Source organism: Kribbella sp. CCNWLW201 (assembly GCF_037203805.1).
Lineage (GTDB): Bacteria > Actinomycetota > Actinomycetes > Propionibacteriales > Kribbellaceae > Kribbella.
Map to the genome: position 1 here is coordinate 255629 of NZ_JBBCBQ010000010.1, position 23064 is coordinate 278692.

Consider the following 23064-nt stretch of genomic DNA (forward strand, 5'->3'; position numbering starts at 1 on the left):
CCCGCTGCCGAACAGCACCGCCACAGCGTCAGCTTCTGCCCATGACGACACTCCAGCTCCTCACCCACACCGCCGGCGCAGCCGGCCTCCTGTACGCAGGAACCATCGCCATCAGCGCGATCACCGCCCTCGCCACCACCGACCAAGAGCAGCGACTCGCCGCCTTGCAGGTCCTCGCTCTCCTGACGCGCGGCACCAGCACCGATCGCCCGGACCAGACCTAGGTGGGCACAACGGCCAGCTCACCGCTGACGATCCAAACAGATGCGACTGCCGGCTCGTGAGCCGCATCGGCGGACCACGCTGGAGGCGGACGACGCGTTGCAGCCATTCGGCGGATGAGACGTCTTCGCCGCAGCGTTGTGGGAGTTCTTCGGAGCCCACCGAGGCGCCGATCACCGAGATCCGCAGTGACACCGTCGACGACGTCATCAAGATCGGGCGCAAGCTGATGGCCCGCGGGGCCGACGACCTGCAGTACGGCAAGGGACCGTGAGCACCGCGTGCTCACGCCGGGGGGACCGCGACCGCCTGGCTGCAGCCGTCGGAAAGTGGTCAAGCGGACCGACGTGGTGGAGCGCGATCACTGAGATCGCCGAGACGATCCCGGGCCTCTACATCATGCTCGACGAGGCCGGACAGATCCGTTAGACGGGCTCTGCCTCGGGGCCGCCTAGGCATCCTCGGACGGGGTCCGCACCCACCTGAACGATCCTGGGCACCCGTGGACGAAGACGATCTTCGACCTATCGTCGTCGCTCTGGCCACCGACCAGATCAGCCGGTTCGCCCTGTGTCGCTGTGAAGGACGGGAGCAGAAGCGATGTGCCTGGACCGCTAACTGCCGGCCACGTCTGGCACGCCCGCGCTGACCGAGCAGACCCGGCCGCCGCCCGCGGCCTGGGGCATGACGGCCATCACGAACCGGTCTTCAGATTCGCGAGTCAGCGTTCTGCAAGCGGCCCCTCACCCAGGACCGCTTGGCTCACCACCCTAATACTGGCACGTGACGAGGCGGGCGGCCTCGTGGTGTGGCGAAGGTTATCCGAACCTGCTCTAACGGCTCGGTTTGACTCGGCCTAACGACAGTTCGCACCACGTGTGGCCCCACGACGGAGTGAAGATCAAAGTGAGAGCTCAACTCAATCCGCTTCTGACCTGCTCATATGCCTTGTGCCCCCGGCAGGATTCGAACCTGCGACGCACGGTTTAGGAAACCGAGGGACTCCGTCGACACCGGTCCCTCCAGGCGTAGTGGAACGCCCCTGGATCTCCGGCCGGGAACTGCGTGAGGCATCACCAGTTCGAGCGCCTTCGACTCCGGTTGACTTGAATCGACGACTCTTCGTTCCCATGCCGTTCCCAGCCGAGCTGCGGTGTGCGAGACGGGTGGTACTGCACAAGCTGCTGGATTCGACGTTGTGCCCGGTGGTCGGTGCCCGACAGGCCACTCGATCGCACGGTGACCACGACCCGACCTCCAAGCCACTCCGCGAGTCGGCATGACTGGCTCGCGCCGCTAATCGCGCCCAGCGAAAGCTGGGCAGTCCTCCGGGCGGGTTGCGTCTACGAGGGCAACGGAGCCCCTGACCCGCTGGCTGACAGCCGAGAGACAACGAAGCCAGGGTGCGGCCCACCCTGAGCCGGCCGCAGAGCGCAGAGAACAACGAGGGCCTGGGTGAACACCCCAGCGAGCTCGGTAGTCGGTTTCGATGTTGGACAAGCACCGGTTGGCCGAGCATCGGCTTGCAGCTGCACACGTATCACACTCGAGCTTTGGTGCTCTTAAGTAGTGGGTGCTGCCGACGCAGTCTGGGAGGCAGCGATCGAGTCAACGCAACGGGAACGCCTACAGATGCGGCACGGGTTGTCCTATAGAGACGCCATACGGGTGCTTGAAGGCGGGGAAAGCAAGCTCCTAAAGGTGCTCGATCTGGCCTCCGCTGGCGTGCTGCTCGGTGCGGCGGCGACTGGCAACCCGGCGGTACTGGCCCTCTTCGACGTGCGTTCCGAGGCGATGCGCGTGGTCCGCGAAGTTGTCAGTTCGCTGCGCGGACGATTCCGAGACGAGCCAGCGACCAGTAGGTCGGAGAAACTCACCGCCGCACATACCGTGATCGTCATCAATGCATACTTCGAGGCAGTGAGCAGCCTGGATCTCCCGGTCGACATGAAAGAATTGAAGCTCACCATGGGTGACCAGATTTCCCTAGCCGGACGCCCGTCGATTCCAGCTCAGGCAGAGATGCTGGACATGCTGACGTCAGCGGGGGTGCCAATGCCAAGTCCGGCGACCCCCTATGAAGATACTCGGTTTGAACTGCTGGGGTTCTTTACGAGGATGTCGGAGCGGCTCCTCGCTCTGATCGAAGGGCTGAATGTCAGGGATCGACTGAACGACACGCAGGTTGCACGGCTCGATTCGGCGTTGACTGTGGATGCCGCACCTGTCGCCCTGGATCGATACGACGAGGGATTCCGTCGACTTGCGGCCGACAATCCTGAATTCTTTCTTTGGGCGAGTCTGGTAGATCATCAAGCCACTCGAAATTCAGTGCATGAACTTCGCGATGACGTCTCACAACGTCTCTCGAAACTCTATTCTGTCGTCGACGATATCCACACCGGTCTTGCCGGGATGGAGCGTATGCTCGCACTGACCGCCACCGGCGATCGCGGATATGCGCAGTCCGATCTCGCTATCATAGCTCGGCAAGAACTCGATTGGCCTCTCGTGGACCGGGCCTCGCTCGATACGCACCCACAATTGGAATTTCCACGGCTCAAGGACGGCTACATCAATCCCAGCGGCAGGATAGCTGAGATTGATGAGCGGGCGCGGCCTGGAGAGGACCATTGGTGGAACGGTCTGCTACGCGCGACCGATGTACAAAGTGCGATCGCGGGACAACTTATCCGGCCGGAGGCCTTCGACGCCCCGCTCGTAATCCTCGGACCACCGGGCGCCGGCAAATCGCTTCTCACTAAGGTGCTGCACGCCCGTCTCTCCGAGGCAGGGTTTGTTGCTGTACGTGTCGAACTCCGCCATGTCGCTCCGAACTCTCCAATTCAGACTCAAATCGAGCAAGGGATTCTGCGGAGTACGGGTCGGGATATCTCTTGGCCAAGCTTCGTCGGTGATGCGCCGAGGGCTCCTCGCGTTGTCCTCCTCGACGGATTTGATGAACTTCTGCAGAGCACGCGGGTGAATCGATCCGACTATCTGGAGCTTATACAGGAATTTCAGGCCCGAGAATCTGCGCTTGGGCGGCCGACCGCGGTTGTTATTACAAGTCGGACGATCGTGGCTGGGCGGTCGCGCTTCCCGATTGGGAGCGTCGCTATCAGGCTCGATCCGTTCGACGAGTCGCAAGTCGAGCAGTGGCTTCGCGTCTGGAACGACACTAATCGTACGTTCTTCGCGCGCGAGAAACTGCAACCGCTGCCTACGAATGTTGCAATGAAATATCCGTCACTCTCAGAGCAGCCGCTGCTTTTGCTGATGCTCGCACTCTATGATGCGGACAACAATTCGCTGGTCCGAGAGGAGGGGAATTTCGACAGTGCAGATCTCTATGAGAAGTTGCTGTCGCGATTCGTTCGGCGGGAGGTTCATTCGAAAGAACGTGGCCGCGAACTTTCGGACGACGCGTTGCCAGGTGCAATTGAACGGAACCTGCAGCGTCTATCCGTCACTGCGGCTTCGATGTTCAATCGGGGACAACAATGGGTGGCTACTGAGGATCTGAATGCAGATATGAGCCACTTGCTGCCGGTAGCAGCGCTGGACGCAGACGACGAGGCTGATTTTCACGAGCGGCTGACCGAAGCCGACATCACAGTCGGCAGGTTCTTCTTCATTCATAGGTCCGAGACATCTGGAGTAGTTCCGCGACGAACATACGAGTTCATGCATGCCACCTTCGGTGAGTATCTGACCGCACGTTTCGTGATACGTGGATTGAAAGATCTGGCGGGAGCGGCTGAGAAGTCATCTGCTTGGAATCCATCCGCGCTTCCTGACGACGGCTTGATATTCGCATTGCTATCGTTTCAACCCTTATCGTCGCGAGCAGCGACGCTAGATTTCACTCGGCAATGCCTTTCACGTTTGGATGAGCGTGAATGCGTGGCGCTACGTCGGTTACTTCCGCGAATATTCCGACGCGGATTGTACGATCGTGCGAACCGAGGTTACCGAGAATATCGGCCGGTCGACCTTCAAACGACCAGCCGCTTAGGCATCTACAGTGTCAACCTGTTCATGCTCATCACTCTTCTCGCAGATGAGCCAATCCGGGTGAGTGAGCTACTCCAAGAGTCAGATCCAGTTCAGGCTTGGCGCCAACTCACTCGCCTGTGGCAGTCTTGCACCGCGCCCGCAGCATGGGAGGCTTTCGTCGGAATGCTGCAGGTCGACCGAATCTGGGTCGACAAGAGGGGTCGTGACCTGGAGGTCTCTGCGGCCTACACTGCTGAATCGGTAGCTGATAAGTATTCTGACCTGACGTGGATCCTCGGTATAAAGGAGGTGGAGACATCGGACCTGATCTTGCTCGGGTTGAGAGCTAAGGTCATCAACGAAAGCAACCGAATCCTTCTTGATGAAACGACCGATATCCTAGGTGAGCTGGCGGCGCAGTTTGCACGTCTGGACCCCCAGCTTCTGATCCTGTTCCGCGGAGCCGGCGAGGGCCGAGTAGTGGGCGTGGCTGGTGATTTGGTCAGGCTGCTTACGCTGACATCAGCGAGCGAAATGTCGGATTTGGAAGACGCGTATTCGATATGTTTGACTAATTGCGCAAGGATCGAGAGGTCAGGGGTGGTGCCGATTTATCTAGAGATAGTCCTGCGGGCCCTTCGAGCTGATCTTCACCGACTTTCGTCGGATTTCCTCGGGTCGAGCTTGCTGCCGATCGCAGAGGTCTGCGACCGGCCGCAGCTGCGAGCCGAGATGGAGACACTCGTCGATCAGAAGATCGCGCACGACCCGTCCCCTGAGCTCAGTACAGTTCTCACAGAATTGCGGCGAGGCGTGAGCTACGGCGCTGTTGAAGAGCGGTGACATCACGTCTGGTCGGCCCGAGTTTTCCACAGGGCCGGATGCGCTGGCGGCCTGGCGGACATGCCACTCCGCGCGCGGGACGGCGTCACGTTCGGTAACCTGCTGAGACGGCATCTGCGCACGCCACCGCGGATCGCTATCAAAGGGGGAGGGAGCTCCAATGGCATACCAGCACGACCGTGACCTGCATCTGACGTACGAGCACGATCGCGGCTATTGGCATTTCGTCCTCTACGTCGAACCACCAGCCGACGCCGGAACCGCGATCAACGCCGGCAAGAGCTTCGACGCTGCGCCGAGCCGATACGCCAAGGAATGGCTCCACCGACTCGATCCATGCGATCCCGACGCTCTCCACGTAGCCATAGTCGGTAGCAAGGACGCGCGCCCTGTGGGACCCGTGCGTCTACGACGATCCTGACTCGCCTTCCGCCATCGCACGGGACGGCTGCGTGTGCTGGCGGCCACTCCGCGACCCCATCACCTGGCTACCGGTTGCCGCGCATCACTACCGGACGGTCAGTGGCAACATCGAGAATTGGACTCACCACACCTTCGCCCCGCTCCAGCTCGCAGGCACTGAGCGTCTGAGCACCTTGATTCTCGACCACGAGGCCGGCGTGGAGTGGCTACGCACCGAGGATGGCACTCTGCACATCCTGCCGGAGCGCAGCGGCCGCGGCTACAGCTCTGGGTACAGCGGCGGCGGGCCTGCGGCTCTCAGCGAGATAATCGAGCAAATTGTCGAGTCGGACGGGTACGACGTATCGGCCACTGAACCACCGCACACGCAGGGCAGGAACGAGAAGGTGTTCGCCTGGGTGAGCAGCAAGGCCGCTGCGCATACTCAGGAGCTCTCACTCACGCAACTGAAGACCCTTTGCCGCACCGGCATGGTGGGATAGCGCGTGACCGATCAGGCCAGCGACTGCCGTCGGGCGAACTCTTGCGGTGTTAGGGGGCTTTCGCTGCCCTCAGCTCGGAGACGGTCACGGGCTCCGGATCGGAGCCAACGGCAACGGTTGCGCGTTTTCCTCTCGCCGCGGTGACGATGCCGGCCGCCACGAGTAGTGCCACCGCCCGGTGGGCCGTGCTGGCTGCGACGCCGTAGCGGGCGGCCAATGCCTTCTCTGGCGGCAGCGGATCGCCATGAGCGAGGATGCCGGCGTCGATCGCTCCCCGAAGGTCGGCGGCGATGCGCTCATATGGCTTGAGATCTTCGTCGGTGACATCAGGTACGGCAGGCTTGGAAGCTTCGATTTCGCGTGCCGCCGGACGCGCGGGGAGGCGCACGGGAGTCGATCCTGCCGCGCGTTGATCTGCTTCGGACCACCAGGCCGTGTAGACGCGCAACGTCGTGGTGCCGCCGCCCGAGTGGCCTAGGCGGCCAGCTGCAGAGCGAACGTTGTAGCCCGCCATGATCAGCTCGGTTGCGTTGTAATGGCGAAGGTTCTTGAGTTCGGTGTCGATCCCGAGACGCTTCGCAAGCCGCGCATAGCGTTTGCTGACTGAGTCAGGATGCAGTGGCCGACTTCCATCTGGCACCGGCGAGAAGATGTACCCGTTCGGGTCGAATGGGACGCCGCCCGCGGCGGCGCGCTGGCGGCAGCGTGCTCCGTGTTCGTCGAGAACTGCGTCGGGCTCGGGGTCCATGACGATCCGACGCTGTTGATGCGTCTTGGTGTCCTTCTCTTCGAGTTGGCCGTCGTCGTTCACGAAGATCGAGCGTCGGACAGTGAGTACCGACGTGGCACCCTCCTCGCGGGTGCGATCGCTCCACCGCAGCGCGCACATCTCGCCGCGGCGGCTGCCGGTCGTTGTCTTTGTTGACAGGAATGCACCCCAGTCCTCGTCCTCTTCCCAAGCGCCTGTGAGCAAGCGGACGGCCTCGTTAACGCTCGGCGGGTGCGGGTCCGGCGTGGGCAATCCCGGCTTGCTCGCATGCTCAGCGGGATTCACCGAGATCCATCCCCACACCACCGCGCGATCGAGGGCACCGCTGAGAATCCAGTGGATCTGGCGAATGGTTGAGTCGCCGAGGCCTTTGCACACGTGCGGCTTACACATGCGGCGGCAGCGTCGGCATCCCTGTGGGTTGTTGCGAGGGCATCGGTTGCCTTCGTGCTCGTCGCACTGATGAGGGCGCGTCGTGCGGTGCTGGATGGACTTCTTGCCGTCGCAGTGAATACGGCAGCGCCGGAGTTCCGCGTAGAACGAATCGAGGATCTCGACGCCAGTACCGATTTGGCCCAGCTTCGACAGAGGGGTTGTTCCGAGAAGCGGCTTGATGTGGTTCTTGTACTTCGAGCGGTATCCCCGCAGCGTCTGGACGTCGACGTCGACAACCTCGAAGTACTTCTCGATGAGCTGGTCGACGTTGGCGCGGGTCTTTGGGTTCCGTCCTTCGTCCACCTGGTTTAGGAAGCGTGTCCTGAGCTTCTCGGCTTCCTGGGCCTGTCGCGGCCCAGGCGGCACGCTCTCTTGGAGGTAGAAGTCCTTCTTCGTCACCGGGTCTTGGCCAGCGTAGACCCGCACTCGCAGCGCCCCGGATGGGAGCGGCGTGATGTTGCCACGCTGCCGCTTCCGCGGCTTCCCCGATGCAGCCCTCAGGTCACGGCTGAATATGGCCGTGACCTGCGGTGATACGAAGTAGGGCGGGCGGGACTCGAACCCGCGACCCAGGGATTATGAGTCCCCTGCTCTAACCAGCTGAGCTACCGCCCCGTGTGCGGAGAGATCGTATCGGGTGTGGGTGGGTGGGTGGGGAAACCAGGGGTGGGTCAGGGGTTTGACTGAGGGGTGGTTACCGGGGACCGGGCATGATGGAGGCAGGTCCCGACGAAGGGAAGTCTGATGGGCTGGTTCATATTCCTCGTGCTCGTGGTGGGTGCGATTGCGGCGTACAAGTACCGCGTCCCGCTGTTGGCGAAGCTGACGGGGCAGCCGCAGCACCGCATTCAGCGCGCCATCGACCGCCGCAAGGACAAGCACTGAGCACCCGCAGCTGATTTCAGTCGTGGGCTCTGACTGCAGGTCGTCTGGTAGCTGACCGCCTGCACGCGACGGGTCAGAGTTCGTCACGTTGTGTGCCAGTCGAGGTTTCCGTGCGTTCAACAGCCCTCAGCCGTGACCGGTTGAGGGCTGTTTGGTCTGCGGTACGGCGTACGTCGTACGGCGGTTGGGATGAAGAAAGCCGGTCCCTGGGAGGGAAACCGGCTTCGTGTTGCTCCCGCGACTGGACTCGAACCAGTAACCTGCCGGTTAACAGCCGGCTGCTCTGCCAATTGAGCTACGCGGGATCGGTGTGTATCTTGCCCCCGATCCCCGAGGACCTGAGTAGGTTAGCAGGCGCGGGTCGAACTACAAAAACGGGATTCCAGGGCAGGGATCTTGGCTTCCGGGGCAGCTTTGAGGGCTGCTGCCGGTTAGATGCCGAACTCGTCGCGGACCGACTTGAGGGCGGCTTCGGCGGCGTCGACGACGCCGGGCTGGTCGGGCTCCAATCCCTTGTCCAGAACGAAGTTCCAGGCGACCGGGGCGTTGGTGTCGGCCGGGTTGCGGCGGCCGACGATGCGTACGCCGCGCTTGCCGGACAGCGGGACGTGGCGCTGGACGACGATGCTGGCGTCGACGCGTTCGCGGAGGAGCTGGCCGAAGCGGCCGGGGTCGTCGACCTTGAGCTCGGTGGCGCGGAGCGGGGTGCCGAACGCGGTGGTCTCGTAGATGTGCATCACTGAGGCCTCGGAGTCCCAGCCGGCGCGCTCGATCTGCTCCCAGCCGACGCGGCGGATGGGCTCGGTGGAGTCGGTGGATTCCGTCGGGTCTGTGGTGTCGGTGGGGAGGTATACGGCGGCGCGGGTGCCGGCGACCCAGTGGCCGTCGGTCAGCTGTACCGCGGCGAGGATGTTTTCCTTGCCGCCGGAGGCGTGCCTCGAGGTGGCGCTCACTGACTCGGTCAGCTCGCGGGGCCAGGTGGTGCGCCTGAGTCTCACGCTCCCATCATTCCAGTTGAGCCAAGGGTCGTCGGGTGGGGTGCCGCTGCCGCGGCCGCCACGGTGTGTGAGGGGAGCAGTTGGGGTTGGGTCGGCGGGCGGGCGGGCGGGCTAGGCGAGCGGGTGTGGTGGCCGCGGCTGTGTCAGGCCCGCGGACGCCGTGGGCCGGAGGTGCGATCGGGTGGGTGTGTGCCTGGTGAGCGCATGCGCGGATGAGTGGTGGGCGAGATCGGTGGGTGCCCGGGCGGGTGGTTGTGGCGTGAGGGACGTGGCTGGTGCCGATGCGTCGAGGCTTGTGGGTGGGGGTTAGGCGGCGTAGTCGCGGAGGTGGTGGGTGGCTCGGCGGCGGAGGTGGCGGAGGGCTTCTCGTTCTAGGGTGCGGACTTCTTCGGGGGTGAGGTTTAGGGCGGTGGCGGTTTCTTCGGGGGTGGAGGGGGTGTGGTCGTTCAGGCCGTAGCGGTGGTGGATTACTTGGACGTGGAGGTCGTCCAGGAACTGGAGGTGGTGGGCGATGTCTCGGCGGAGGGCGGCGCGGAGTACGACGGCGTCGTCGTCGATCAGGGGTTCGGAGTCGTCGAGGTCGAGGGTTTCGGGGTGGATGCGCCAGGCTTGGGCGCGTTCGACTCGGGCGATAGTGAGGCCGGCTGACTTGGCGAGCTCTTGGACGGAGGGCTCACGGCCGAGGCGTTGGGTGAGGTCGTGGCGGATCGCTGCCAGGCGGCAGGCGTCGGTGTATGCCTGGGCCGGCATCCGCACCAGGCGTGAGCGGTCCGAGATCGCGCGCCCGATGGACTGCCGGATCCACCAGATCGCGTACGTCGAGAAGCGGTGGCCGAGGCGGTGGTCGAACCGCTCGACCGCACGCATCAGCCCGATGTTGCCCTCCTGGATCAGGTCCAGCAATGAGATGCCCTTGCCGGTGTAGCGCTTGGCGAGCGATACGACCAGGCGCAGGTTGCTCTCGATCATTCGCCGCCGTGAATGCTTCCCGAGGGCGATCACCTGCTGCAGCTCCGCGCGGTCGTGCCGACCCGGCTCGCCGGCCAGCCGTTCGGCCGCGAGTAGTCCGGCCTCGATCCAGTACGAGTGTTCGTTGACCTCCTCCAGAGTCAGTAGTTCGTGGTTCCCGATATCGCGCAGGTAGGCGACCAGCGCGGTCACGTCGGCGGGTTCACAGTCCAGCTCGGCCATCCGTTCCCCTCTCTTCGTCATAGAGAGTGCCGTGATCTGGCCCGCCGGAACGCACTGACTTTCCGTCGGTGGATAACTACCCCACGTCATCGGATCTGCTCTGTGGATAAAGGGCTTCAGGGCTTGACCGGGCAGTATCATGCGCCGCCGCGGTGCTCGGGGGTGGTACGGACGGTCAGCGGGTGGAGCTGGCCAGGAAGCTGACCGACGGGACGGGCGGGGCAGATTGTGGCTAGCGGCGGGGTAGGGCAGGCCCGGTCCGGGGCGAGGGCGACGGGCCGGATCCGCTGGAGTGGCCAAAGCGATAGGTGAGCAGGCCCGTCAACTCGAGATCTGAGGGCCGCCTCGGTACTGGGTTATCGGGTCCACGTGGATGGGGGTGGCTGGCGACGTGCGGCGGAGGCCGGGTGCGAGGTTGTCGGCGGTCCAGGGAGGCTCGGCGTTGGGGGTCGTCCACGCTCGTACCTCGCCGTCGTTGAGCTCCAGGCGGATGACGTGCTGCGGGACGTAGCGGTAGCGCCCGTCGGCGTCGGGGGTGTGTTTGATCCAGGTCTCGATGCGGGTGATGGTCACCTGGCGGAGGTCTGGCCAAGGGACCGGAGCCAGTTTCCCGAGACGGAGTTCGTGGTGGTCTGCGCGCAGTAGCGGACGAGCCACCATGGTGATCGTCTGGGCGACCAGCAGTATTCCGCTGACGAGCAGAAGCAGCGAGAGGATGCTCGGCAGGAAGGGAGCCGTGGTGCTGTCGTCGAGGGCGAGCGAGCCGAACCACAGGCCCAGCCCGGCGAAGAACCCACCGATCGCCAGCCCTCCGAACAACGAGCCAGCCGGCGGACGGACGACGAAACGGCCCGGTGCATCCACCGGCAGCACCCCCAGGGTGTCGGTTGCGCACACAGTAACCGCTGAAATGGTCCGTGGTCGGGTCTACCGTGGTCGGGTGCGAGTAGCGACGTGGAATGTGAACTCGGTCAAGCAGCGACTGCCCCGGTTGCTGGGGTGGTTGGACGAGCGGCAGCCGGATGTGGTGTGCCTGCAGGAGACGAAGCTTGCGGACGACGCGTTCACCGACTTGCTCGGTGCGGAGTTGTCCGCGCGCGGCTACGAGACGGCCTTGTACGGCGAGGTGCAGTGGAACGGCGTCGCCTTGCTGTCGAAGGTCGGACTCGAGGATGTGGTGTCCGGCGTGGCCGAGGCGCCCGGCTTCCCGAATCCGGAGGCGCGCGCGGTCGCGGCGACCTGCGGTGGCATCCGCATCCACTCGCTGTACGTGCCGAACGGTCGCGTCCCCGACTCCGATCACTATCACTACAAGCTCGCCTGGCTGGCGGCCCTGCGTGAGGTCGTCGCCGCCGGACCGGCCGACCAGATCGTCTGCGGGGACATGAACATCGCCCCGACGGACGCTGACGTGTTCGATCCGGCGGCGTACGTCGGTCAGACGCATGTCACGGCTCCGGAGCGGCAGGCGCTCGCCGATCTGATGTCGGCCAAAGGCCTGCACGACGTCGTCCGCGATCGCTGGCCGGACAACCGCATCTTCAGCTACTGGGACTATCGCGCCGGCATGTTCCACCAGGACCTCGGTATGCGCATCGACCTGATGCTCGCGACCGAGCCGGTCGCCGAGCGGGTCAAGGCCGCGTGGATCGATCGCAAGGCCCGCAAGGGGACCGGGCCGAGCGACCATGCGCCGGTCATCCTCGACCTCGACGTCGCTCCGGACGGCGACATCGGCCCGGTCGTACCACCGCCGTCCGCACCGCGGACCGGACGCAAGACCACCACCAAACTCCCGCAGAACCGTTGATGCGGAGCCTAGCGGCGGCCGTCGCCCTGATCCTGGTGACGCTCACTGCCTGCAGCGAGGACAAGCCGTCCAGCACGCCGGTCAACTGGACGAAGGTCGACGTCGGCGCGGAGCCCGTCGTACTCACGGAGCACGGCGATCAACTCCTGGTCGGCCTACGCGATCGCGGCGCCAAGGTGGTCCCACAACTACTCGTCCTGAACGGCGACCAGCGTAAGCAGGTCAAGGTCACGCCGTCCCCGAAGAGCCCGTACGCCTTCGAGGCGATCTGGTATTCCATCGCGTACGACGGCAAGCAGCTGCTCGCCCTCGGTGGCGCGGCCGGTGGGGCGCACTCGAACACGCGCTGGACGGTGTGGACGGGCTCGGTCGACGGTGGTCTGGTCGAGCGTCCGCAAGAGTTCAACACGTTCGGCGGACAAACGGCGGGTGCGTTGTACTCGGCCGTCATCACCCCGAGCGGCCGTGCGTTGCTCGGCTCCTGGGGTGGTGTCGAGACGGGGAACGACGCCGCGGTCTGGCTGCCGGAGAGCGACGCCAAGTGGGTCCGGCAGAACCCGGCGAAGACGGCCCTGCAGAGTACGCCCTCCCTCCTGGTCGGACCGAGTTTCGGTACGACGCTCGGCGACAGCTTCGTGATCCTCGGATCGCAGGTGCGGTTGGCGCCGAACGTGGTCGCCCAGGAGGCCGCGGTCTGGCGATCCACCAAGCTCAACCAGGGCTGGAGCCGGATCGTGTTGCCCGATCCCGGTAACCGCAGTCAGGCGAACACGGCGACCTGTACGACGTCCTGCGTGATCTCCGGGTACGTCGACGGTCAGTTGGCAATGTGGCAACTCGACCAGAACGGGTCCGCCAGGCGCCTGACCGGCGTACCGTCGATCCCGGTCGGGGACAAGGACAAGCTGCCGCCGCCGATCGTCGACGGCGACCGGATCGTCCAGATCGTTGCTCAGGACAACAAGGTGAAGGTGATCACCGGCAAGGACGGCAGCTGGACCGTCCAGGAGTCGACCGGCGGTCCCGAGGGGCCGGTCACCGACGCCGCACTCACCCGCGAAGGCAAGCTCTACCTGATCGCCGGAACGTCACTCTGGGAGACCAAGCTCAACTGAGCAGGCCCTTCACGTACGCCGCCTGACCCGCGTGCTGGTCGCAGTCGTTGATCACGCTGACCAGCCGCACGCCGAGCGTGACCGGCGGGTTCCACCGGCGGTCGACGATCCGGTCCAGGCCCTCGTCGGTGACGGATTTCAGGAACTCGACCGTGCTGGCGTGCACGGCGTCGTAGTACCCGAGCAATTGGTCGCCAGAGAGCTGGACCAGCGCCACCTGATCCGAGGTGTGCGCGTAGCCGGTGTCGGCGCGGTCCAGTGGGAGGCCGAGCCGTTCGTGCCAGCCGTCGGCGGTGTACACCTGCTCGTACCCGCCGGCGTCGGCCAAGTGGTCGTCCTGGACCCGGGTCAGGTGCCAGACCAGCCAGGCGATCGAGTTGGCCGTCTCGCCCGGTCGCGCCGCGAGCGACTTGTCGTCGAGCCCCTCCACGACCTCGTGCACGACCTCCTGGATCCGGCTGTGTGCGTCGATGAGCAGTTCACTCGTCTTCATGAACGCCACCGTAGTCTGCGGGTGGGACAGTTCTGAGAAAGGGAGCATCGTGGAATACCGCACTCTGGGCGCCAGCGGCGCCGTCGTCTCCACCTACGCGCTCGGCACCATGACGTTCGGCAACGAGACTGACGAGGCCGGCTCGCACGTGCAGCTGGACCGGTACGTCGAGGTCGGCGGCAACTTCATCGACACCGCCGACGTGTACACCGCCGGCGCCTCCGAGGAGATCATCGGCCGCTGGCTGGCGAAGAGCTCCGCCCGCGACGACGTCGTACTCGCCACCAAGGGCCGGTTCCCGACGGGCGACTCGCCGAACGACGTCGGCACCTCGCGGCGGCACCTGCGCCGCGCCCTCGACGCGTCGCTCAGCCGCCTCGGCGTGGAGCACGTCGACCTGTACCAGCTGCACGCGTGGGACCCGGTCACGCCGCTCGAGGAGACGCTCAGCTTCCTCGAGGACGCCGTACGCGCGGGCAAGATCTCGTACGGCGGCCTGTCGAACTTCACCGGGTGGCAGCTGCAGAAGGCGTGCGACCTGATCGACCGGCGCGGGTGGTCGCGGCTGGTCACGCTGCAACCGCAGTACAACCTGCTGGTGCGTGAGATCGAGTGGGAGATCGTCCCGGCCGCACAGGAGAACGGGCTCGGTCTGCTGCCGTGGTCGCCGCTCGGCGGTGGCTGGCTGACCGGGAAGTACTCGTTCGACGAGGAGCCGACCGGCGCGACCCGCCTGGGTGAGAACCCGGACCGCGGTGTCGAGTCCTGGCATCGCCGCAGCCGCAACCAGCGCGTCCGTGACGTGGTGGACGCGGTCCGCCAGATCGCCGAGGCCCGAGGCATCTCGATGGCCCAGGTCGCGCTCGCCTGGCTGGTCGACCGGCCGGCGATCACCTCCGTCATCCTCGGTGCGCGCACCCTCGAGCAGCTCGACGACAACCTCGCCGCAGCCGACCTCCACCTCACCGAGGAGGAGACCGCGAAGCTGAACGAGGCCAGCGATCCAGGCGCCGCTGATTACCCGTACGGCGGTCCCGGCATCGCCCAGCGGGGCCGTCCGATCAGTGGGGGCCGGGCCTGACCTCGACTGCGCTCCGGAGAGCGGCGTACGACGCAACGAGTGCGCGCCGCTCTCCGGCGAGCAGGGGGTCGTCGCGGTGGCGACCTGCCTTGGCCCATCGGTCGGACAGGTCCATCGCCTCGACCCGCTTGCGTGCGGCCGGGCGGACGGCTTCCGGGTCAGCGTCGTACACATAGGCATACAGCTCGACCAGCGCGTCCTCGAGTGACTCCTCGGTGCCGTTGTGCTGGTGGGCGCGGTGGACGCGCCACCACTCGACCTCCAACCTGGCGGCTCGAGCCGGGTCGAGGGAGAGGCCGCCATCCTGCACGACGAGCTCGTAGAACCGGCGCATGTATGCGCGCGCCGCGTCCGGCTGATTGTCGGGGTACGGTGCCCATAACTGGTTGGCGCGCAACACGTACCACGCTCCGGCCAGCGTTCGGCGCGGCGACATCCCGAAGGCGGCTCCGACCAGGCCGACGGAGGCGACGAGGAAGCGACGCCAGTCGTGCAGGTAGTAGGCAGCCCAGGCGTCGGTTTCCCTGTTGCCAACCACAACCGGATCGAAAGAGCGTGCTCCCATGATCCCTCCAGCTGAGGAGATCCGATGAACGATGGTATTGCCGCCGTCGTCGCCCGGATGCAGCAGCGGCTCGACGACCTGCCGACCGAGTTCAAGCATCGGCAGATCTTTCTCAGTACCTACCTTCGCACCACCCAGGCGGTCGGTACGGCGATCGAGCAGGCGCGCTTCGAGGACCCGGACTGGGTCGAGGACTGGGACGTGAGGTTCGCCGAGCTCTATCTCGATGCCCACGACGCTGACCTGGCTGGTCGAAGCACCCCGCGGCCGTGGCGGCTGGCGTTCGAGGCGCCGGCGGACCTACCGCCGTTGCGGCACGTGCTGCTCGGCATCAACGCGCACGTCAACTACGACCTGCCGCAGGCCTTGCTGGCCGTCATCAGTGACGAGGACTTCACCGATCCGAGCCTGATGGAACGGCGGCGACGAGACCACGAACGAATCGACGGCGTACTCGCGGAACGCGTCGGCGCGGAAGACGACGCTCTCGGCGGAGCCAGGAGCCTGGTGGACCGAGTTCTCACTCCGCTCAACCGGCTCTCGTCGCAGCGCTTCCTTCGTGAGTCCCGCCAGAAGGTCTGGCACAACACCGCCGAGTTGCAACGCGCCCGGCTCGACGGCCCAACGGCGTACGCGACTCGCCTCGACGAGCTGGAACTCCTGAGCGCCGCCAAGATCGCGGACCTCCTCCGCCCGGGCCAGGTGCTCCTCCGCCTGGCGATCAGCGGCTTCGGCGTGACGCTCCCACCACCGGCCTAGCCCGGCAGCACTCCCGACCACAGGACGCCGAGCGCCAAGCAGCCGAGCGTCACCAGGCCGAAGACTCCGACCCACAGCAGCGCCGGTACGCCGGTTAGCCGCCGAAGCTGATCGGCGTCAGAACTACGACCCCCACCGCCACGGCGCGAGTACTGCAACTCCAGTACGGCGCGAGGCGCGGCCAACAGGAGGAACCACGTCAGCAGGTGTGCGAAGGCGGATTGCACGTCCGGCGATCCCCACCACGACACCGCGAAGACGACCGAGCCGAAGACGAGGACCGACCACAGACCGAACAGATTGCGGATCTGCAGCAGCAGGATCACCAGCGCGAGCAACAGTCCCCACAGCAGGGCAACGGCGTACCCACGGCTGAGCACGAAAGCCGCGGCCAGCCCGAAGAGTGCAGGCCCCGGATAGCCGGCCAGCAGTACGGCGATCATCCCCGGGCCGGTCGGATGGCCGCGCGACACGGTGACCCCGGAGGTGTCGGAGTGCAGCCGGATCCCGGCCAGCTTCCGTCCGACCAGCGCGGCGATCAGCCCGTGCGCACCCTCGTGCGCGATCGTCACCACCTGCCGCGTGTACCGCCAGATCGGCCGCCACGCGATCAGCAGCAACGCGGCGATCCCGGTACCGATCACCACCCGGAGCGACGGCTCCGGCTGCACCGACGTCAAGCTGTCCCAGACCTCGTTCACCGCCCCATCTTTGCAGGAGGGTGGTCAAGGGCGTTGACATAGTGCGGGGGGCGGACGACGGTGGAGGAATCGTGGCCCGGGGAGGGGCTGCCGTATTGGGGGAGAGATGTCACAGCCACGCACCATCAAGTCCACTGCCAAGAAGACGACGGCGAAGAAGACCGGAACCGCCAAGAAGACGACTGCCACCAAGCGGTCCAGCACTGCCAAGAAGACAAGTGCTGCCAAGAAGTCCACCACCGCGAAGAAGTCCAGTACTGCCAAGAGGGCCAGTGCGGTCGAGAAGACGAGCACCGCCAAGAAGACGCCGACGAGAAGGACGACCGGTGGCAAGCGGGCGGCCAAGCAGACGATGGCGAGCACCACCAGGACCAGTCAGGCCCGCGCCGCGGCTGTCGAAGGTGCGGCCGCCGTACCGCTGCCGGACTTCCTCGCCGCGGCCGGTACGTTGACCCTCGGCCAGCGGAAACTGCTCGTCGACCAAGCGTTGCTGATCCTCGAGCAGAACTACGTGCATCTGCCCCTGAAGGCCGCGATGCACGCAGTCAACCCGCTGCAGCGGTTGCGGGTGATGCGTTCGCGGATGGAGCGCCAGAGCGCCGAGACGATGGAACCCGAATGGATGTTCCACCGGCAGATGTCGAGCATCTTCCACTCGGTCCGCGACCTGCACACCAACTACCTGCTGCCGGCCCCGTTCGCCGGCAAGATCGCCTTCCTGCCGTTCATGATCGAGAAGTGCCACAACGCGGCCGGCGACGAGCACTACCTGATCACCCGGACCGTCACCGGCCTCTCGGCTCCGCAGTTCGGCGCCGGCGCCGAGGTGACGCACTGGAACGGTACGCCGATCGCCCGCGCCGTCGCCCTGAACGGCGCACAGTTCGCCGGCAGCAACGACGCGGCCAACCTCGCGCGCGGCCTGGATTCGCTCACCCTGCGACCGCTGGTGATCCAGTCGCCGCCGGACGAGGACTGGGTGAATGTCACCTACATCGGTCTCGACGGCTCGACCCAGGAACTGCGTGCGCAGTGGAAGGTGGCCACCAACCTGCCGCCGATGACGGACCTGGACGCGATCAGCGAGACGTCCGCCTCGATGGGCCTGGATCTGGACTCCGACGAGAAGGCCCGGGCGAAGAAGGCTCTCTACGTGCGCGAAGTGGTCGAGTTGGAAGAGGGGCAGAGCTCGGCCGAGCTGAGTACGCCGGCCGCGGTCGGCGGCGCTGATCTGCCGACCACGATGCCCGGTGTGTTCCGGGCTCGTGAGGTGGTTACGCCGTCCGGGACCTTCGGGCACCTGCGGATCTTCACCTTCAGCGTGCAGAACCCGGTCGCCTTCCGGGACGAGTTCGTCCGGCTGGCCGGCCTATTGCCGCAGCATGGTCTGATTGTCGACGTTCGCGACAACGGCGGCGGACACATCTTCGCCAGCGAGTTCACCCTGCAGACGATGACCCCACGACACATCGAGCCGGAGCCGGTGCAGTTCATCAGTACGCCGCTCAACCTCAGGATCTGCCGTCGGCACAAGGACAACCCGGCCGGGATCGACCTCGGCCCGTGGTTCGACTCGCTCGACCTCTCGACCGAGACGGGTGCGTCGTACTCGGCCGCGAAGCCGATCACGCCGGAGGCCGGCGCGAACGACATCGGCCAGACGTACCACGGCCCGGTGGTGCTGATCACCGACGCCCGGGTGTACTCGGCGACCGACATCTTCGCCGCCGGGTTCGCCGACCACGAGATCGGCACCATCCTCGGCGTCGACGACAACACCGGCGCGGGTGGCGCGAACGTGTGGACCCACGGGTTGCTCGCCGCGCTGCTGAACGAACCACCGCCACCGGACCCGACCTCGCCGTACGTTGCGCTGCCGAACGGTGCCAACCTGCGCGTCTCGATCCGCCGCACCCTGCGGGTCGGCGAACTGTCCGGGACCCCGGTCGAAGACCTCGGTATCCGGCCGCACGAGACGCACCGGATGACGCGGGCCGACCTGCTCGAAGGCAACGTCGACCTGCTGGCCAAGGCCGGCTCGTTGCTGGCGGAGATGCCGAACCGGCGGCTCGGCGTGACGACTTCGCTGACTGGTACGACGCTCACGGTCACGCTGGACGTGCTAGGGATCGACCGGGTCGACGTGTACCTGGACGATCGGCCGATCAGCTCCGAGGACCTCACCGGCGCACCGCTCAGCATCGACATCCTGGACGTCAAGCCGGGGCAGTTGCTCAGGGCCGACGGCTACAAGGCAGGTGAACTGGTCGCCTCCCGCCGCCGCACCGTCTGACATCGCCGATCCGTCGGGAGGATCGTCAACTGTCGGACGATGTAACTTTCGGATTGTGGACAATCTACGCCTGACCGCCGAGGAAGAACTCATGCTCGGCGGTCAGGACGGCGACGGTGTCGCGCTCGCGATGCGCGTGATCGTCAGCCTGGCCCGGATCGAGGCTGCGCCGCGACTGGTCGAGATCACCTCCGCCCACGTCGACTCGTGTCTCTACCACGGCCAGGTCAGCCTTGACTTCGCCCACAAGCTGGTCGATCTCGGCGCAAAGGTCCGCGTCCCGACCACCCTCAACGTCGGCTCGATGGACCTCCTCCACCCGGGCTTGATCCGCACCGCCACCGACGCCGAACGCGAGGCCGCCCTCCGCGGCCGCGAATTGATGTCCGCGTACGTCGACCTCGGCTGCACGCCGACGTGGACCTGCGCGCCGTACCAGCTCCCGAATCGGCCAGGTCTCGGCGAGCACATCGCCTGGGCGGAGTCGAACGCGATCGTGTTCGCCAACTCGGTCCTCGGTGCACGGACGGATCGGTACGGCGACTTCCTCGACATCTGCGCCGCGATCACCGGACGAGCGCCGTACTCCGGATTGCAGACAATCGACGCGCGCAGGGGGACCGTGGTCTTCGACTGCCGTCCGCTGGGTGAGCGGTTCCTGCGGTCGGACCTCGCGTATCCGCTGCTCGGGCATCACGTCGGGTCGGTGGTGGGCAGCGAAATCCCTGTGCTGGTGGGGATTCCCGAGGATGTGAGCGAGGACCGGCTGAAGGCGTTCGGCGCCGCCGCCGCGTCGGCCGGCGGAGTCGCGCTGTTCCACGCGGTCGGAGTTACACCGGAGGCGCCGACGGGTCCGCTCGACGAGCTGCCGACGTACGACGTCGACCTCGAGACGATGCGAGTTACCCGGAGTAAGTTGTCCACCTTCTCGTCCGGCGGACTGGACGCCGTGAGCGTCGGTACGCCGCATGCGTCGTACGCCGAATGCGAAGAGCTAGCGCGATTGGTCCACGACGGGCCGCCGCTGAAGGTCGCCTTCTACCTCTCCACCGGACGGGCGACGCGCGCCCGCGCCGAGGAGACCGGCGTACTGCGGACTCTCGAGTCGGCCGGTGTCACAGTCGTCGTGGACACCTGCACGTACGTGACCTCGATCCTGTCCCCGGCCTGGAAGAACGTGATGACGAACTCCGGCAAGTGGGCGCACTACGCACCAGGCAACATCAACGTCGACGTCGTCCTCGGCTCCCTGGAGGAATGCGTCGCGTCCGCCCGAGCGGGTCAAGTCGTCCTCCACGAGCTCGAAGCATGATCCCCGCGCGCACGCTCCATCCAGGGAGCGCATCCGGAGAGCCCATCCGCTTGACCGCTCCGTTGTCCTTCTGGGGTGGGACCGACGAGCAGGGCCGCATCGTCGACGCGCATCACCCGCAGTGCGGCACGATCCTGGCCGGTCGAGTACTCGTGATGGAGTCCGGCCGGGGTTCCAGTTCCGCGTCCAGTGTGCTCGCCGAGCAGATCCGCGCCCACACCGCACCGGCCGCGATCATCCTCGCCCGCCCAGACACGATCATTGCCCTGGGCGCCCTCGTCGCCCACGAGCTCTACGGCCTGAAAACCCCGGTGGTCGTCGTCGACCGCCCCGCGTACGACGACCTGCCGACTGACCGGTTCCTGCAAGTCGAGGCCGGTTCAGTCGACGCCACCATCACCTGGTGACTACATTCGCCGGGTGAACACACGGGGTCTGGCCGCCACCTGCGCGGCCGCTGTCTTACTGCTCGCCGGCTGCACGTCGACCGCCGAGCCTGCCGCCGATGAGGCGGCCGCGTCGGAGGCGGAGAAACTCAGGTCGGCGCTTCCGACCACCACGCCGACGCCCGAGCCATCCGCACCGGTCTCCGCGCCACCGCAGCCGGCCGCACTGGCGAAGAACCCGATCTACCGCGTCGGCAAGCTGGCCGCATCGCAGTGTGAGGAGCCGACAGCGCCGGCCACTTCGCTCGCGAACGTTCGCGAGTACTACACGCAGTACGTCGCCTGCCTCAACGACGTGTGGGCGCCGGCGATCCGCAAGGCCGGCTTCACGTTCGTCGCCCCGAAGTTGGTCGTCGTGCTCGGGAAGTCACCCTCGTCGCCGTGCGACTTCGACGACGGGCAGGCCTACTACTGCGGTGACACGATCTACATGGACGCCAAGGTCGACATCACGACGTACAAGGAGGATCCGGACTGGGCCCGGGCGTGGATGGCGTTGCTGATCGGGCACGAGTACGGCCATCACGTCCAGGCGCTGACCGGCATCCTCGAGGCGAAGTACAAGCGCGGCCTGCAGCTCAACGGTGTCGACCTGCAACTGGAGGAGAACCGTCGGCTGGAGCTCCAGGCTTCCTGCTTCAGCGCCGCCTACCTCGGGGCCGACCGCGACTACTTCCCGGCCGACGACGGGTGGCGGGAGGTCTGGGACGAGGTCATCGCCGCGAGTGAGGACCCCGCCGGCGACCACGGAAGCGCGGCGAACCACGCCCACTGGACCGATGCAGGCTTCGAGGCAGGCGGGCCTGGCGCCTGCAACACCTACAACGCGGACGCCTCTTTCGTCGGCTGACCCTTCATCAGTACGGCGGTCGCCGCGAACAGCACCGCAGACGCGCCGAGCGCCAGCGGCAGGTTCGTCAATTGGGCGGTTGCCGCGATGCCCACACCACAGACGATCTCGCCGAGGTACTTGAGCTGTTCCAGGAACGAGTGCGTGGTCGCGCGGATGTCAGCAGTCGTCCGTGCGTTGACCCAGATCGCGCTGATCACCCGGGTGAGTGGGTTGACGATGCCTGAGACCAGTACGACGGCGATGGCGCCGACGACCGGATCGCGGGCGAACGCCAGCAGGAGCATGCCGAGCACACCGGCCACAGCGGCGAGGGCGTAGTCGTTGCGGGCGTGGGCACCGTCGATGCGCTTGGCGACCACACGAAGGGCCAGCGCGCCGAGGATCAGCCCGATCACACCGAGACCGGTGAACCAGACAACCGGATCCGGATCGCTGGGCAGGCCGAGATCGAGCAGTCGCTTCTGGATCAGCCGGCCGGCGGAGCCCCAGGCGCCGTTGCCGAGGAAGGTCGCGGCGAAGATGAGCAGGATCTCGCGACTTCGCCGTACCAGCGTCAGACCTCGGCGGAAGGTGGTCCAGGACGCCGACCAGCGCGCGGTCCGCAGGGGACGAACCGGTGCTCGGTGAACCTGAGTGCGACGTAGAGCGCGAGCGACATCATCGCGATGCCGGCGACGACGATCGTGATATCGCGACGGGTCGCCCAGGCGAGCAGACCGAGCACGATCAGGCCGGTCGCCGCGCCGGTGAGCTGGGCGCGAGCGGCACGAGCGAGTACGGCGGTGATGCGGTCGGGCTGGTCGAGTTCGTCGGTGATCCAGGCGATGTCGGAACCGCTGGCGAACGTCCAGGAGATACCCCAGAGCACCTGTGTGGCGAGGAGCAAGGGGAACGACGAGACCAGGCCCGTGGTGAGCATCGCCGTACCCATCAGGAGCTGCGAGATCACCAGCGACCACTTGCGGCTGATGGTGTCCGCGAAGACTCCGGCCGGCACCTCGAACAGCAACGCGGAGGCGCTCTGCATTGAACCGATCAGCACCAGCTGGGCGGGGGAGAGGCCGGCGTCGACGACCAGGTAGACGCTCGTCACGAGCCACCACCCGTTGTGCAGCACCGCCCGCAGCCACGTCCAGCGGACAAACACGGTCACCACAACTCGCACCCTCGCCTCCCGGCGTACCGAGGGACGGGTAGTAGTGGCTGATCCGGGAGTGGGCGATGGGCCCGCAGGCGGGCGGCGCGTGATCCCGGCCTATGACTACCCGTTCGTCGGTACGCCAGGCCCCACCCTCCCGCTCCCCACCCATCCGGTGCCACTGAACCCCGGGTGTGAGTTGGTTCATATTCTTCGCAACTATAAGCAGGTTGCGATAATTTGGAAGAGTG

At 65.9% G+C, this 23064-nt stretch carries 23 protein-coding genes and 3 tRNA genes; 14 read left to right on the forward strand and 12 right to left on the reverse strand.

Translation table 11 applies throughout. From position 1 onward, the window contains the following. Positions 1 to 41 precede the first annotated feature (41 nt). The gene (locus V9K99_RS33825) at positions 42 to 224 is read left to right on the forward strand and encodes a hypothetical protein (RefSeq protein WP_337323738.1); all 183 of its coding nucleotides are present in this window, start codon (positions 42 to 44) and stop codon (positions 222 to 224) included. A 56-nt stretch (positions 225 to 280) separates the two neighbouring features. Continuing rightward, positions 281 to 496, forward strand: a complete 216-nt coding sequence (locus tag V9K99_RS33830) for a hypothetical protein (protein WP_337323737.1) — start codon at positions 281 to 283, stop codon at positions 494 to 496. Positions 497 to 1173: 677 nt separating this feature from the next. Here the strand turns inward: V9K99_RS33830 and V9K99_RS33835 are convergent. Continuing rightward, positions 1174 to 1250, reverse strand: a tRNA-Arg gene (locus tag V9K99_RS33835). Between the two features lie 604 nt (positions 1251 to 1854). Here V9K99_RS33835 and V9K99_RS33840 point away from each other — a divergent pair. From V9K99_RS33840 to V9K99_RS33850, 3 genes are all read left to right on the forward strand, one after another. Continuing rightward, on the forward strand, positions 1855 to 5064 hold the full coding sequence (locus V9K99_RS33840; RefSeq protein ID WP_443137111.1) for an NACHT domain-containing protein: 3210 nt from the start codon (positions 1855 to 1857) through the stop codon (positions 5062 to 5064). Positions 5065 to 5224: 160 nt separating this feature from the next. Next, entirely contained in the window at positions 5225 to 5485 is a 261-nt protein-coding gene (locus V9K99_RS33845) for a hypothetical protein (RefSeq protein WP_337323735.1), read from the forward strand. A gap of 31 nt (positions 5486 to 5516) precedes the next feature. Beyond that, positions 5517 to 5969, forward strand: a complete 453-nt coding sequence (locus V9K99_RS33850; protein WP_337323734.1) for a hypothetical protein — start codon at positions 5517 to 5519, stop codon at positions 5967 to 5969. 49 nt (positions 5970 to 6018) lie between these two features. Here V9K99_RS33850 and V9K99_RS33855 read toward each other — a convergent pair whose 3' ends face one another. After that, on the reverse strand, positions 6019 to 7572 hold the full coding sequence (locus tag V9K99_RS33855) for a GntR family transcriptional regulator (protein ID WP_337323733.1): 1554 nt from the start codon (positions 7570 to 7572) through the stop codon (positions 6019 to 6021). Positions 7573 to 7714: 142 nt separating this feature from the next. After that, a tRNA-Ile gene (locus V9K99_RS33860) sits at positions 7715 to 7788 on the reverse strand. 129 nt (positions 7789 to 7917) lie between these two features. Between V9K99_RS33860 and V9K99_RS33865 the strand changes: the two genes are divergently transcribed. Beyond that, positions 7918 to 8058: a hypothetical protein gene (locus tag V9K99_RS33865; protein ID WP_337323732.1), complete on the forward strand. Its 141-nt coding sequence runs from the start codon at positions 7918 to 7920 to the stop codon at positions 8056 to 8058. Between the two features lie 232 nt (positions 8059 to 8290). On the opposite strand, the gene V9K99_RS33870 is transcribed toward V9K99_RS33865, so the two are convergent. The 4 genes from V9K99_RS33870 to V9K99_RS33885 form a co-directional block, all read right to left on the reverse strand. Continuing rightward, a tRNA-Asn gene (locus tag V9K99_RS33870) sits at positions 8291 to 8363 on the reverse strand. Between the two features lie 126 nt (positions 8364 to 8489). Continuing rightward, positions 8490 to 9056, reverse strand: a complete 567-nt coding sequence (locus V9K99_RS33875) for a hypothetical protein (protein ID WP_337323731.1) — start codon at positions 9054 to 9056, stop codon at positions 8490 to 8492. A 306-nt stretch (positions 9057 to 9362) separates the two neighbouring features. Then, complete coding sequence (locus tag V9K99_RS33880) at positions 9363 to 10268, reverse strand: sigma-70 family RNA polymerase sigma factor (protein WP_337336418.1); 906 nt, start codon at positions 10266 to 10268, stop codon at positions 9363 to 9365. 300 nt (positions 10269 to 10568) lie between these two features. After that, entirely contained in the window at positions 10569 to 11111 is a 543-nt protein-coding gene (locus V9K99_RS33885) for a hypothetical protein (protein ID WP_337323729.1), read from the reverse strand. 76 nt (positions 11112 to 11187) lie between these two features. Here V9K99_RS33885 and V9K99_RS33890 point away from each other — a divergent pair, with 76 nt between their 5' ends. Beyond that, positions 11188 to 12057 carry an exodeoxyribonuclease III gene (locus tag V9K99_RS33890; RefSeq protein WP_337323728.1) on the forward strand — a complete coding sequence of 290 codons (870 nt, stop codon included), beginning with the start codon at positions 11188 to 11190 and terminating at the stop codon, positions 12055 to 12057. Next, positions 12057 to 13172 carry a hypothetical protein gene (locus V9K99_RS33895; protein WP_337323727.1) on the forward strand — a complete coding sequence of 372 codons (1116 nt, stop codon included), beginning with the start codon at positions 12057 to 12059 and terminating at the stop codon, positions 13170 to 13172. Before V9K99_RS33890 ends, V9K99_RS33895 begins: the two co-directional genes overlap by 1 nt. Here the strand turns inward: V9K99_RS33895 and V9K99_RS33900 are convergent. After that, complete coding sequence (locus V9K99_RS33900; RefSeq protein WP_337323726.1) at positions 13165 to 13665, reverse strand: mycothiol transferase; 501 nt, start codon at positions 13663 to 13665, stop codon at positions 13165 to 13167. The two genes, V9K99_RS33895 and V9K99_RS33900, sit on opposite strands and share 8 nt — an antisense overlap. A gap of 49 nt (positions 13666 to 13714) precedes the next feature. Between V9K99_RS33900 and V9K99_RS33905 the strand changes: the two genes are divergently transcribed. Beyond that, on the forward strand, positions 13715 to 14746 hold the full coding sequence (locus tag V9K99_RS33905; RefSeq protein ID WP_337323725.1) for an aldo/keto reductase: 1032 nt from the start codon (positions 13715 to 13717) through the stop codon (positions 14744 to 14746). Here V9K99_RS33905 and V9K99_RS33910 read toward each other — a convergent pair. Continuing rightward, on the reverse strand, positions 14727 to 15311 hold the full coding sequence (locus V9K99_RS33910) for a hypothetical protein (protein ID WP_337323724.1): 585 nt from the start codon (positions 15309 to 15311) through the stop codon (positions 14727 to 14729). The genes V9K99_RS33905 and V9K99_RS33910 overlap by 20 nt on opposite strands. A 24-nt stretch (positions 15312 to 15335) precedes the next feature. Here V9K99_RS33910 and V9K99_RS33915 point away from each other — a divergent pair, with 24 nt between their 5' ends. After that, positions 15336 to 16070 (forward strand): DUF5995 family protein, encoded by a 735-nt coding sequence (locus V9K99_RS33915; RefSeq protein ID WP_337323723.1) that lies wholly within the window; start codon positions 15336 to 15338, stop codon positions 16068 to 16070. On the opposite strand, the gene V9K99_RS33920 is transcribed toward V9K99_RS33915, so the two are convergent. After that, on the reverse strand, positions 16067 to 16771 hold the full coding sequence (locus V9K99_RS33920; RefSeq protein WP_337323722.1) for a M50 family metallopeptidase: 705 nt from the start codon (positions 16769 to 16771) through the stop codon (positions 16067 to 16069). The two genes, V9K99_RS33915 and V9K99_RS33920, sit on opposite strands and share 4 nt — an antisense overlap. Positions 16772 to 16877: 106 nt before the next feature. Between V9K99_RS33920 and V9K99_RS33925 the strand changes: the two genes are divergently transcribed. The 4 genes from V9K99_RS33925 to V9K99_RS33940 are packed head-to-tail and all read left to right on the forward strand — an operon-like array spanning position 16878 to position 21672. After that, positions 16878 to 19064, forward strand: a complete 2187-nt coding sequence (locus V9K99_RS33925) for a S41 family peptidase (RefSeq protein WP_337323721.1) — start codon at positions 16878 to 16880, stop codon at positions 19062 to 19064. A 55-nt stretch (positions 19065 to 19119) separates the two neighbouring features. Next, the gene (locus V9K99_RS33930; protein ID WP_337323720.1) at positions 19120 to 20376 is read left to right on the forward strand and encodes an aconitase X catalytic domain-containing protein; all 1257 of its coding nucleotides are present in this window, start codon (positions 19120 to 19122) and stop codon (positions 20374 to 20376) included. A 50-nt stretch (positions 20377 to 20426) separates the two neighbouring features. Further along, positions 20427 to 20783 carry an aconitase X swivel domain-containing protein gene (locus tag V9K99_RS33935; protein WP_337323719.1) on the forward strand — a complete coding sequence of 119 codons (357 nt, stop codon included), beginning with the start codon at positions 20427 to 20429 and terminating at the stop codon, positions 20781 to 20783. Between the two features lie 13 nt (positions 20784 to 20796). Next, positions 20797 to 21672, forward strand: coding sequence for a neutral zinc metallopeptidase (locus V9K99_RS33940; RefSeq protein ID WP_337323718.1), 876 nt, complete (start codon positions 20797 to 20799; stop codon positions 21670 to 21672). Here the strand turns inward: V9K99_RS33940 and V9K99_RS33945 are convergent. Continuing rightward, positions 21642 to 22070, reverse strand: coding sequence for a hypothetical protein (locus tag V9K99_RS33945; RefSeq protein ID WP_337323717.1), 429 nt, complete (start codon positions 22068 to 22070; stop codon positions 21642 to 21644). The genes V9K99_RS33940 and V9K99_RS33945 overlap by 31 nt on opposite strands. 158 nt (positions 22071 to 22228) lie before the next feature. Beyond that, positions 22229 to 22828, reverse strand: a complete 600-nt coding sequence (locus V9K99_RS33950) for an MFS transporter (RefSeq protein ID WP_337323716.1) — start codon at positions 22826 to 22828, stop codon at positions 22229 to 22231. Between the last annotated feature and the right edge of the window lie 236 nt (positions 22829 to 23064).